Genomic DNA, 11,557 nt, shown 5'->3' on the forward strand with positions numbered 1-11,557 from the left:
TCACAAACGAGGACGCTCGCACGAAACTACACCGGCTCTATCCGACTATCGAGGATGCTGAGAACTAGTCACTCGACGGTTGGGAAGCTACTAGTGCTTTGGAAGCCTGAACTGCAGGGTTGAACCGGCCTACGGCGACAGATTGACCCTGCAGTCGACGCTTGGCGAAGTACTAGCTATACTTCCGAAGTACAGCCAGAGCATCCGTGACATCCTCCTCGCCGTAACCGGCGAGGCTTCCCGTACCGCAGGTGAGATATTTGCCGGTCTACGATACGACCTGTTCTCTCGTGTTGAACGCCCCGCTCTCGCGGTCGAACAGGTGTACCGATGGCTGTGCCACACAGCCGTTACTCCTATCCTCGCCGTGAGGACTCGGAGTTATCTTCTGGCGCATATTCTCCGCCCCATTACAATCTGCGTTCCCGACCAGCTCACACGATGAGCAGGCGTACAGGCCACGTTCGACACGGTTCGACTTCGTGTCGTCACCACACCGCGAACAGGTCTTCGAGGTGTTCCACTCGTTCTCTTTCAGCACCTCAACACCACGAATCTCGCCTTTGTATTCGAGGTACTGGTAGATGCGGTCGAACGCCCACGAGTGCAGCTTCTTGTTGCCGGTCTTGCCCCAGTCGGACTGGCGCACGTCTTCGGGCCAACTCACTGCAAGCGTGCCAACACCGCGCTCAACACACTCAGTGATGATCGTGTCCGTGAGAACGTGGTAGAAGTGAGTTTCACGCTCTGCAAGTTTCCTGCGCGCCCACAGGGCGCGCCAGCGGCAGCGATCGCCCGGCGTGTCCCGGGACCACCCGCAGGCGTCCCCTGAGTCCTGTCGCCGCTGGCGAGTGCGTACGCCTTTATCGGAGGGAATCCATAGCCGAGATATGGACGATGGCGTCCCCGATGAGACGACGATCGAGACGCTCCGCAGCGTCCTCGCCGAGAACGCCGTCTCGTTCGCGTTGCTGTTCGGGTCGGGTGCCCGGGGGTCGATGGCGGACCGGAGTGATCTCGACGTGGCGATCGAGTTCGACGACCGCCGGCCCGGCGACGATGGCTATAGCGAGGCGTATCTCCGCCTGTGCGCCACGCTCGCGGAGGAAGTCCCGACCAGCATCGACGTGGTGGATGTCCACGCGATGTCGCCACGGTTCGCACGCGTTGCGTTCGATGAGGGCGAAGTCATCCTCGGATCCGACCAACGTCGGGCCGAACTGGCCGACGAATACGCGGGCCAACCGCCGTCGGTGCGGGACGCGTGCGATCGGGTTGCCGCGGCCGTCGAACGGCTTCGCGAGGGATCGTCGTGACTGATGATGGTCTGTCGCCGGAACGCGCGACTCGGATTGCCGACGCGATCGAGGCCATCGAGCGGAACGTCTCTCAGCTCGAGACGTACCAGGAGCTGTCGCGAGCGGAATACCGCGCCGACAAACACCTCGAACAGCGGGAGGCCGTCGAACGGAAGTTCGAAAAGCTGATCGCCGCAACGGTCGACGTCGCCGAAACGGTTCTCGCCGCAGAGTGTGGATCGGTGCCCGATCGGCGCAAGGACGCGATCACGGATCTCGAGACGAGCGGCATCATCGGCGACGACCTCGCACAACAGCTGCACGAAGCCATCGCCTTCCGGGACGTGTTGGCCCACACATACGGTCCGATTGTGAACGACGACATCGTGTACGATGCACTCCAGAACAGCCTCGATCGATACGTTGCGTTCGCCGAAGCGATCCACGAGTATCTCGAAGAGGCCGTCGAGTAGGTCCGCTTCCGGAGCGCGGCGACGTACCCGTGAGGGCGTCTGCGAGTGCCCCGGTAACGAACGCGCGCCAGCGGCGGTGTAGCATCAGCGTCTTCCCGGTGCCCGGCGGACCGTAGATCGATACCGTCGGCGGGAGGTACCCGTCGGCGAGCGCGCTCGTCGCGTGCTGTCGAAGATCGGCTAGCTGCTCCTCGAGCGTCCGCCGGGCCGCGCGGTCGCGTTCCCGTCGGATCCGCGCCCGCTTGGCAAGCGATTTCGCCGTCGCCGGACAGACCGCCCGATATCGCGTTCCGCGCCGACGTACCACGCAGTTCATCCGTTCGAACTGCGAAACCAGCGATCGAACACGATCCTCTGAGAGGTCGAGGTCGTTCGCAAGAAGTGAGACCGAGCGTTCTTGCGCTTTCAACATCCGCAGAAGGTCGAGAGCCTCGAGACGCCCCTCGAGCGAAAGACCGACCGCATCGAGCGCCTGGAGGCCGAACTCGAGGCCCGCGAGGAACGCCTCGAGACGCTCAAACCGAAGCTGACGACGGCGGCGACGAAGACCGAGGCCGCGCTCAACAAGGCCGACGCGAACAAGCGCCGCGTTCGCGAGCTTCAGGCCCGGGAACTCGAGAAGGGGGCGCACCTCCGGGCCATGGCGTCGATCCCCACGAGCTCCCGCTCGAGGGCGATCACCTCGAGCGGATCGTCAAAGACGACGGCCACGCCTACTATCGGCTGCCCGAGACCGAGGATCCGCTGGATCGCACTGCCCGAACCACGCTGGCCCACGGGGATCTCCTGCCGATCCAGCAGCTGGCACGCATGGACGAGAACCTCCGTCGGTCCGCGACCGACGCCCTCCCGACGAGACTCGCCGCGGCCCTCTGGGCGGCCCGAACCGATCCGACCGTCGGCGACGATCCCTGGGAGCGTGGCTGCAAGGACGTCCGCGAATACGTGACGGCCTCCGACCTGAAACGCTGGATTCGCCGGCAAGAAGCCGGCGTCAGCGAGACCTACGCCAAGAAGCTCGTCTCCCGCACGATCGACGCGATCCTCGAGCTCTCGAACCACCGCCTGGCCGTCCGTAAACGGACCCAGCGCAAGAACGGCCTCGAGTACACGGAACGGCGGCTCGTACTGCCCGCCGACGCAGCAATTCCTGGGGAGACGAGAGGTGAAGCCTAACGACCGGTGACAGCTGGTGTCCTCGGGTGACCAGGGACAGCGGATTACAGCACGCCTCGAGAGGGGTTCGGCGACTCTCTGGGACGCCTCACTCACAACAGGACAGCGGGTGTACGAGGGTTCGGTACCGGTCGACGTATCGCTCGAGTGATCGTCGGTGGTCATACTAATGGACAGGAGTTGGGGGAGATTCTGACGACAACAGCTGTCACTGGTGACCCCAACTCGTCGTTCAGGTTCGGTGAGAACGTAGCCGAAAAAGTGGATCAGTCCGCACTGGCAGCAGCGTCAGCGTCAGTATCGTCGTCGACGAGTGGATAGTCAATATGCATCTCGATCCGATCGTACGGGACGATGGGGACCTTCGCACCACCGCGTCCCCCCTCCTCAAACGCAACGATGTCGAGCATCTCCAGTCGTTGTAGATCTGCATGGACATCAGAGACATCGCGATCGACGGCACGAGCTGCATCCCGGATGCTCGTCGGCTCATTCTCGACGATCGCCTGGATAAGCTCAAGCCGCAGCGGAGAAAGGTGTTCGTAGAGATCGTCGTAACTCCCAAACTGAAGCACGGACCGGCCTGCGAGATGGTCCGGTACCGAGTCGTCGATCTCTTCTGGTGAGTCAGTGCTATCGATCGCTCGAGCGACCTCGAGCGCGTCTTCACGAACCTGTTCGCGCTCGCCGACAGTGATGTGGAGTGTGGATGCCATGGGTTGTTGTGGTGTAGGGGATGGCCGAATCTGGTTCAGAACGGGCGATCAGGTCCGTCAGCGCCGTCAATTTCGTCCCAGTAGGCGTCCGCTTCGGCATAGAACTGCACCAGCAGTGGTTCCAACCCCGGGTAGTCGATGGTCGTTTCGCCGGTAGCAGTATGCTTTTCGTGGCCTTTCGTCGCTTCGTGGGAATTATCGTATCGGAGCAGCGTCATTCCATCGAACGTACCGAGGTGCATTGAGTACCGATCACCCGACGGGTACGTCTCGATATCGGTCGCATATCCGACTTTGACTTTCTCAATCAGCCCCGCTTCGATGTGGCGATGTTCGTACAGTACCGTATATCCGGCCATCCCTATTCGTTGGGTCTTGTCCCAACACGATAAATGTTGGGGAGAAAGTCAACATTAAGGACATTTACATATTCTCAGAACGGGGATCCACTCGAGCGGGGCGAACCCTCGCTTGCGTTTGTGACCTGCTGCCAATCCAGCAACTGGCCCGGATGGACGAGGAGATGCGCCGATCAGCTGCGAATACGGTCCCTACACGGCTCGCAGCGAAACTGTGGCAAGCCCGTACCGACGACAGCGTTGGCGATAACCCCTGGGAGAACGGCTGTCGAGAGATCGGCAAGTACGTCAAAGCAAGTGATCTCAAACACTGGATTCGTCGACAGGAAACCGGGGTTAGTGAGAGTTACGCGAAGAAGTTGGTCTCACGGGTGATCGACGCGATTCTGGACCTTTCGAAGCATCGCGTCGCAGTGAGGAAGCGAACAGAGCGCAAGAACGGCCTCGAGTACACAGAACGCCGGCTCGTGCTGCCTGCCGATGCAGCAATCCCGGGTGAAACGGGAGGTGAGTAAGAGCCGGTGACAGCTGGTGTCCTCGGGTGACCGGGGACAGTGGATTCCAGGACGCCTCGAGAGAGGCCTGGTGACTCTCTGGGAACCCGAACTCACAACAGGACAGCGGATGTACGAGGGTTCGTTAGCGGTGGGTATCTCGCTCGAGTGGTCGTCGGTGGTCACACAGACGGACAGGGGTTGGAGGAGATTCTGACGACAACAGCTGTCACTGGAAACTCAACCGGGCGTTCTGTTCCCAATCTTTCTCTGACCAGAATCTCTGCAACGGCACCACCTGCTCTTTGTGTAAAATACGAAGCTAACCCTACTCAGACCGCCAGCTGCAAGTTTCCACCACACCGCTGGAGAACGTTTTTCTCCACCAATCGATTGATTGCGTCTGTCACTCATTTTGCTTCGTCCTCGTCGAGTACGGCAATACTCGGGGTCACACGCTCTGTGATCGTCTCGGGTTCCGTGATTCCATCGTCGATCGTCTGAAGAATAGCTCGCTCAAGCTGTGCCTCCGTCCCAAGTTGGGTTACTCTCTCAGTGAAATTGTCAGGAAGGCCGTCGAGATGACTTACCGCAATATCGATTGTGAGGAGGGGATGCGAGTCATCAAAGCCCCTCCCTCCAGGACCGAGGCGCGTATGCGCTGAGGGAGTAGGGAGGGGTAGTTTACACTACCGGACTGGTCTTGGAGGATGTTCTGAAGACAACAGCTGTCACTGGAGTCTCCAACTCGTCCTTCGGTGCTTTATCAAAGAGCCGAAAACATCACCCGGACGCAAAAACAGCGGCGAGCTCTTTGGGCGTATACAGATAGAGGTCCGGACGTTCCGTTGCAAGCGTTTCCAGTTCGTCTGTGAATCCGGAACGCGAAAACAGCGTATACGCAACGGTACGATCATCACCCTGCCACCGAACCTCTTCCTCGAGTGACTCGAGATCCGCTAGTAAACTGGTTCCGACAGCAGAGGTAGTCCACTTGCATTCGCCGAGTAGCAGTGTATTCGTCTGTGAATCGAGTCCAACGACATCGATTTCTTCCTCCTTGTACCACCATCGACCGACACGAGAGCAGTCGACCGGAAACGCCGATGTCTGGACTGTTTGTTGGCACACAATTTCAAACGTCTGACTCGTATGCTTTGGGAGTGAATCGGCAAGCGAGTCTCGAACTACCGCCGTTCGCCCCTGCTCGAGTGTTCCCCGATTTGGAGCGACAAACCTGAACCAGAACCGAAGGTAATCATCTGCAATCCGGTATATGCCACGCCCGTCTGGATCAGTTACCGGTGTCTCTCGTTCAACAAGCGCTAGCTTCGAGAGGTTTTTGAGATACCGAGAGATACCGCTGGCATCCTTTCCGATCGTGTTCGCGATGTCTGTCACACGGGTCGCTCCCGCAGCAATTGCCTCAAGGATGGCCATGTATGTTGCCGGTTCTCGGAGTTCTTGGCGTAAGAGAAATTCTGGTTCTTCATACAGGAACGCTCCCTTTGAGAGAATGTGTGTCTCGATATTCGCCAGCAGTGAGTGATCAGAATCGAACTGCTCCAGATATGCCGGAATGCCACCAAGCACACTGTACGCTTGGATCTGCGTATCAACATCACTGCCCGGAAAAAACGCCTGCATGTCTGCAAATGAGAGTGGAGCTAACTCCCACTGGCCGGTTCGTCGACCGTACAGCGGGCTTTCGTAACTCAATACACCCTCTTCCATCATCGAGATTGAAGATCCGAGAAGAACAAGGGAGATGTCTGTGTCTGCAAGCACCTCATCGACAATTGTTTGAAACACGGAGGGAATCGTCTCATCAGCCTCAACGAGATACGAAAATTCATCCAGAGCAATAACACATGGTTCATCAACTCGGTTTTTGAGATACTGGAATGCACCAACAAACCCATCAACGTTAGGGGGGATGTCGTCGAAAACCGCTGCACAGTGACTAGCAAACTGCGTAGCGTTGTGAGCTGAGCCACGCTGATCACAGAGATAATACAGAGACTGCATCTCAAGCGTTTCCAGAGCCTCGGATACCAGTGTCGTCTTCCCCACACGACGCCGGCCGTACACTACGAGTAATTGGCGCTCATCCCGATCGAGGTGTGAGGTGAGCCACTGTAGCTCTTCGTTGCGGTTGATCATTATGCACGAGATAATATGATCCAATGCATAATAAAGTGGCTGGTTAAAGCCCTCGGTCGAGATCGAAAGATGACCTCCATAGACTGCGTTACGGGAAAAACTGGTCTCGAGAGTGATCGACGCGATGCTGGACCTCTCGAAGCATCGCATTGCCGTTCGGAAACGCCAAGAGCGGAAGAACGGCCTCGAGTACACCGAGCGTCGGTTGGTGCTTCCCGAGGATGCTGAGATCCCAGGTGAGTAGGCCGGTGACAGCTGGTGTCCTCGGGTGACCGGAGACAGAGGTTCAGAAAACGCCTCGAGAGAGGTTGTCTGACTCTCTACGAAAACGCACTCACAGCACGAACGCGGGTGTCCGAGGGTTGGGTACCGGTTGGTGTGTCACTCGAGTGGTCGTCAGTGGTCACAACGAAGGACAGGAGCTGGAGGAGATCCCGACGACAACAGCTGTCACTGGAGGTTCCACGGTATCGACTAACTTCGAGCAGCTTGGAGCCCAGATAATTAACTCGAAATAAATTATTTGACGGAGCAGATCTTAGAGGAGGATAATGGGAGATTCAGATCACGGTACGTGGACAGAAACGATGAGTGGTCGTGAACGGGTCCGCGAAGTTGTCGATATGTTGAACGAGCCAACACCTGTCCAAGAGATCGCTGACCAAGCGGAGGTTTCACGGGCAACAGCTGACGATGAACTTCAGCGCCTAGAGCGGGACGACTGGGTCATCGAAACGACAGTTGACGGGACGAAAGCATACGACGCGAATCCGGTTCGGATGCTCTTTGACGAGGTCACCACCCTCATCGAGGAGCATACGCGGGATGAGTTGGAGGTACAACTCACAGAGCTGAAAGAAGAACAAGAAGCATTAGCGGCGGAGTTCGATGCCAGTTCACTCGAGGAGTTTCGGGAACAACTCGCCGAAGAGAAATTGTCGGCTTCGGAACTTCGTGAACGACGGAATGTAATCGCTACATGGGAAGCGGTCAATACGGAACTCGCGCTCGTGAAACATGCACTCCACCTGTATGGCGATGTCGTCGAACTCTCCTCACCGAAAAACAACAGCTACTCCTCACTCGCCTGATGGTCGTTTTCCTCGCGAATCGAGCCAACTTACAGCGGAAGCGGCTTCACGATCGTATCCAAAACCGTCTCAGTGGCGAGTTCGATGGTGTTCACCGACGCCGTATCGAACCACGTGAAGCTGGGCCGTACCGCGTCGTTGGTACGGTGAACCCACGAAAGCTCCTAAACGATGAGGCGTATCCGACGACGATCGCACGAGTCGAAGTCGGATTCCAACTGCAAACGGGCGAACCGTACGAGCACTACTGGTTCAACTGGATCGAACCGGAGCGACAACTGCTGGTTGGCTGGCATCAGGACGATACGCACGACAATCTTGGACCAGTACACCTGCAAGTGAACGATAGCGCAACAGCTGTGGACCATCGGCCAGCGGACTTCATCGACTCACACCCGCTCGACGTTATCGAGCGGAGACTCGAATCACTCCCCCATGCAGTCACTGCAGTCGAGTGGGAAGACGGACGACCGGTTGGACTTCGGTAACGAGTGCGAACAGGAACGGATATGGAACTGCAGTCCCGCGAACTCGAGAAAGGCGCGCACCTCCGCGAAGAGACGGTCGACGAACACGTCGTCGACGTTCCCGATGGGCGTCTCGAGCGGATCACGAAAGACGACGGCAAGCAGACACTTTCACTCAAACCCGATGTTATCGACTGATCCTACACCAGCCAACAATGCTCGAAGTGTAGCTGTACGCTCGAAGAGAATCGTGACGGCCAGCACTTCACGTGTCTCGACTGTTCGTACTCGGCGAACGCCGACTACAACGCAGCGAAAAACGTTGCCCGGAAACTCGCACTCAAACTCCAGCAAGGGCAGAAGTCCCCTGCTGGAGGGGCGTTCTGTCAGTACGCCCTGAACTCGGGGACGATGACCGTGAATGCCACTGAAGTGGCGTCCGACGCCTACGTGTCGGCAGAACGGGAGTCCACCGACAAGCCAACGGTTTCAGCCGTAGGTAGCTGACCGGAACTCTGTGAGGCGTAGTGCACAGAGTTATATCGGTACACTACGTAGTGAGTTATATGAGTCGGAATGATCGAGGTGAGTACTCATCGACAGTGACGGACGAGGAAATCCTTGCATTCATCGCTCGCGAGGATCGGCCAATCCAGACAGCACAGTCAATCAGTGATCAGTTCGGTATCGACCGCTCGCAAGCCTATCGACGGCTCCAACGTCTTTCCGACGATGGCGTTCTCGAGCGATCAAAGGTTGGAGGGAGAGCTGTCGTATGGTGGCTCTCTACCGAGAGTGAGCGGGCAAGCGAAGTACTAATCAGTGACGTCAACCCAGACGATCCACTGTTTGATCGGGAGACCTTCGCGGCAGGAGAGCCGACCACTACCTCCGAACGCATCGATGACATCCTCTACGGTGACGCTGGACCGTCATGAGCCAAGAGACACCGACTCCACTATTCATCGACACCGGCGGGTTCTACGCAGCGTATGTCGAGGACGACGCTAACCATGATCGAGCTTCAGCTGTGTTCGATGCGATTCAGGCTGGTGAATACGGGCCGATCGTTACGAGTCGGTACGTTCTTGCCGAGCTCGCAACCGTGATCCTCTACCGGAAAAGCCACTACCACGCTGTCTCGACGCTCGAGGAGCTCCGGGCCTCAGAAACGATCAATGTGGTTCCCGTGACTGAGGACATATTCGATGCGGCAAACGAGCAGTTCGGAGACTACGATGACCAGGAAATCGCCTTCTTCGATCACCTTGGCGGTGCACTCGCTCGTGAATACGGGATTGAGCATGTCTTCACATTCGATCCGGACGATTTCCATACGCTGGGGTTCACTGTCGTTCCAGTCGATACGGCAGACGGCTCTCGTCGTAAATGATTCTCGTCAGAATCCGGCTACTGCTCGAGTCAAGGCGTCAAACACCAACGAGCAGTTAATCGACTAGTTCGACGACGGCCTTGCCATCCTCGAGAGACGAATCGAAGTCCTCGAACGACAACTCGACCGGAAAGACGAACGCATTACCGACCTCGAGACCCGACTCGAGGAACAGAACGAACACCTCGCAGAAACCGAGCAAGCGTGTGATCGCCTCGAGAAAGCGACCGACGCAGCGCTGAACAAGGCAAGCGCGAACAAGGAGCGAGTAACCGAACTCCAGTCACGCGAACTCGAAAAAGGCGCCCACCTCCGTGAAGCAACCGTCGACGAACACCTCGTCGAGGTCCCCAATGGGCGTCTCGAGCGGGTCACGAAAGACGACGGGCAGCAGTACTTTCGATTACCGGAGCAGGCCGACCTACTCAATCGAAGTGAGGTCTCCCTCGCCTACGGGGACCTCCTCTCGATCCAGCAACTGGCCCGGATGGACGAGGAGATGCGTCGCTCCGCTGCAAATACAGTTCCCACACGGCTCGCAGCGAAGCTGTGGCAAGCACGGACTGACGATAGTGTCGGTGACAATCCCTGAGAGGAGGGGTGCCGAGAGGTCGGTGAGTACGTCACAGCAAGCGATCTCAAACACTGAATCCGCCGGCAAGAAGCCGGCATCAGCGACACCTACGCGAAGAAGCTGGTCTCGAGAGTGATCGACGCCATACTGGATCTCTCGAAGCATCGTGTCGCCGTTCGGAAACGCCAAGAGCGGAAGAACGGCCTCGAGTACACCGAGCGTCGGTTGGTGCTTCTCGAGGATGCTGAGATCCCAGGTGAGTAGGCCGGTGACAGCTGGTGTCCTCGGGTGACCGGGGACAGAGGTTCAGAAAACGCCTCGAGAGAGGTTGGCTGACTCTCTACGAAAACGCACTCACAGCACGAACGCGGGTGTACGAAGGTTGGGTACCGGTGGGTGTCTCGCTCGAGTGGTCGTCGGTGGGTACACTGAGAGACCCACTCGAGCCGTCCGCCGAAAGACAACAGCTGTCGCCGGCAGATTTTCGTGATCGAGGTTCCGAATCCGAGAACGCTTATGTGATGTGCGACTAAACTAGGAACGACTCATGGCTACCATCGTGCAAACGGACGACATACTCGGTGGAGAACCCCGTATCGACGGGACACGCGTGGGTGTTCTCGACGTCTATGAACTCGTAATCGATGGTGGGAACCCACCTGCAGATGTTGCGGATCAACTTGACCGATCGCTTGGTGAAATCTATACCGCACTCGCATACTATCACGAGCATCCTGAAGAGATGCGTCAGCTCCGCCGAGAACGCGACGAAGTACGAGCCGAACTCGCAGAAAGTGCGTTACAACCCCCGGAACCAGCACAGTGACTGTCTCATTTTGTACAGATGAACACGTGCCGAGTGTCTTCATCACTACTCTCCAATCGAGTGGCTACGACGTGATCAAAGCGAATACGATCTTCGGCGAAGGAACGAACGATCGTCAACTCTTGCAGTACTGCGCCGAAAACGAGTATCTATTCCTAACCCACGATAAGAAGGACTTCAGTGGGCCAGTCAGCAACGGCGTAGACCATTCAGGGATTATTATTTATACAAATCCAGTCCTGCTTCGGGATGATCCCGACGGAGTCGTACGAACGCTTGAACGCGTTCTTGGGTATTATTCGCCGCAGGAACTCGCTGGCGAGCATATCTGGTTGGATCAGTGGCACTCCTGTTGATGATCCAAATGTCTACGCGGGTGACCTCCTCCCCGTCGTGAACGGAGAGGGATCGAAGATCCCTCAGGCAGTCGGGCATAGTGGTTCACAGAAGATTTAGGTATGCTTTGAGTTGGTAGGGTAATGGCGGGACAAGAAAAAGAGATCGTCCGTCACCTCAGTGAGGACGAT

The 11,557-nt window shown here is 57.5% G+C and carries 11 protein-coding genes and 5 pseudogenes; 12 read left to right on the forward strand and 4 right to left on the reverse strand.

The annotated features are described in order from the left end of the window. Nucleotides 1–268: 268 nt before the first annotated feature. Nucleotides 269–778 (reverse strand): annotated as a pseudogene (locus tag GRS80_RS15010) (transposase); the annotation flags it as partial. A 112-nt stretch (nt 779–890) separates the two neighbouring features. On the opposite strand from GRS80_RS15010, the gene GRS80_RS15015 reads away from it, so the two are divergent. The 3 genes and pseudogenes from GRS80_RS15015 to GRS80_RS15025 all read left to right on the forward strand — a co-directional run bounded on the left by GRS80_RS15015 (nt 891) and on the right by GRS80_RS15025 (nt 2,947). Further along, nucleotides 891–1,316, forward strand: coding sequence for a nucleotidyltransferase domain-containing protein (locus tag GRS80_RS15015; RefSeq protein WP_160048279.1), 426 nt, complete (start codon nt 891–893; stop codon nt 1,314–1,316). Beyond that, nucleotides 1,313–1,771, forward strand: a complete 459-nt coding sequence (locus tag GRS80_RS15020; protein WP_160048280.1) for a DUF86 domain-containing protein — start codon at nt 1,313–1,315, stop codon at nt 1,769–1,771. The genes GRS80_RS15015 and GRS80_RS15020 overlap by 4 nt, the downstream gene beginning before the upstream one ends. Nucleotides 1,772–2,168: 397 nt before the next feature. After that, nucleotides 2,169–2,947 (forward strand): annotated as a pseudogene (locus GRS80_RS15025) (hypothetical protein). Nucleotides 2,948–3,213: 266 nt separating this feature from the next. On the opposite strand, the gene GRS80_RS15030 reads toward GRS80_RS15025, so the two are convergent. Both GRS80_RS15030 and GRS80_RS15035 read right to left on the reverse strand, forming a co-directional pair. Further along, entirely contained in the window at nt 3,214–3,663 is a 450-nt protein-coding gene (locus GRS80_RS15030; RefSeq protein ID WP_160048281.1) for a transcriptional regulator, read from the reverse strand. 35 nt (nt 3,664–3,698) lie between these two features. Further along, complete coding sequence (locus GRS80_RS15035) at nt 3,699–4,022, reverse strand: DUF6516 family protein (RefSeq protein WP_160048282.1); 324 nt, start codon at nt 4,020–4,022, stop codon at nt 3,699–3,701. 78 nt (nt 4,023–4,100) lie between these two features. Here GRS80_RS15035 and GRS80_RS15040 point away from each other — a divergent pair. Then, nucleotides 4,101–4,537: pseudogene (locus GRS80_RS15040) on the forward strand (hypothetical protein); the annotation flags it as partial. Nucleotides 4,538–5,299: 762 nt separating this feature from the next. Here the strand turns inward: GRS80_RS15040 and GRS80_RS15045 are convergent. Then, nucleotides 5,300–6,679, reverse strand: coding sequence for an ATP-binding protein (locus GRS80_RS15045; protein ID WP_160048283.1), 1,380 nt, complete (start codon nt 6,677–6,679; stop codon nt 5,300–5,302). 587 nt (nt 6,680–7,266) lie between these two features. On the opposite strand from GRS80_RS15045, the gene GRS80_RS20835 reads away from it, so the two are divergent. The 8 genes and pseudogenes from GRS80_RS20835 to GRS80_RS15085 all read left to right on the forward strand — a co-directional run bounded on the left by GRS80_RS20835 (nt 7,267) and on the right by GRS80_RS15085 (nt 11,030). After that, the gene (locus tag GRS80_RS20835) at nt 7,267–7,770 is read left to right on the forward strand and encodes an ArsR family transcriptional regulator (protein WP_235019762.1); all 504 of its coding nucleotides are present in this window, start codon (nt 7,267–7,269) and stop codon (nt 7,768–7,770) included. Between the two features lie 146 nt (nt 7,771–7,916). Then, on the forward strand, nt 7,917–8,258 hold the full coding sequence (locus GRS80_RS15055; RefSeq protein ID WP_235019763.1) for a hypothetical protein: 342 nt from the start codon (nt 7,917–7,919) through the stop codon (nt 8,256–8,258). A gap of 21 nt (nt 8,259–8,279) precedes the next feature. Beyond that, nucleotides 8,280–8,435 carry a hypothetical protein gene (locus GRS80_RS15060; protein WP_160048285.1) on the forward strand — a complete coding sequence of 52 codons (156 nt, stop codon included), beginning with the start codon at nt 8,280–8,282 and terminating at the stop codon, nt 8,433–8,435. 15 nt (nt 8,436–8,450) lie between these two features. Continuing rightward, nucleotides 8,451–8,744, forward strand: a pseudogene (locus tag GRS80_RS15065) (zinc ribbon domain-containing protein); the annotation flags it as partial. 59 nt (nt 8,745–8,803) lie between these two features. After that, entirely contained in the window at nt 8,804–9,175 is a 372-nt protein-coding gene (locus tag GRS80_RS15070; protein ID WP_149082501.1) for a helix-turn-helix domain-containing protein, read from the forward strand. After that, nucleotides 9,172–9,630: a PIN domain-containing protein gene (locus tag GRS80_RS15075; protein ID WP_149082502.1), complete on the forward strand. Its 459-nt coding sequence runs from the start codon at nt 9,172–9,174 to the stop codon at nt 9,628–9,630. The genes GRS80_RS15070 and GRS80_RS15075 overlap by 4 nt, the downstream gene beginning before the upstream one ends. A gap of 85 nt (nt 9,631–9,715) precedes the next feature. Next, nucleotides 9,716–10,468 (forward strand): annotated as a pseudogene (locus GRS80_RS15080) (hypothetical protein). 283 nt (nt 10,469–10,751) lie between these two features. Further along, entirely contained in the window at nt 10,752–11,030 is a 279-nt protein-coding gene (locus tag GRS80_RS15085) for a DUF433 domain-containing protein (RefSeq protein ID WP_160048286.1), read from the forward strand. Nucleotides 11,031–11,557 lie beyond the last annotated feature (527 nt).

This window comes from Natrialba sp. INN-245 (assembly GCF_009807105.1).
GTDB classification, from domain to species: Archaea; Halobacteriota; Halobacteria; order Halobacteriales; family Natrialbaceae; genus Natrarchaeobius; species Natrarchaeobius swarupiae.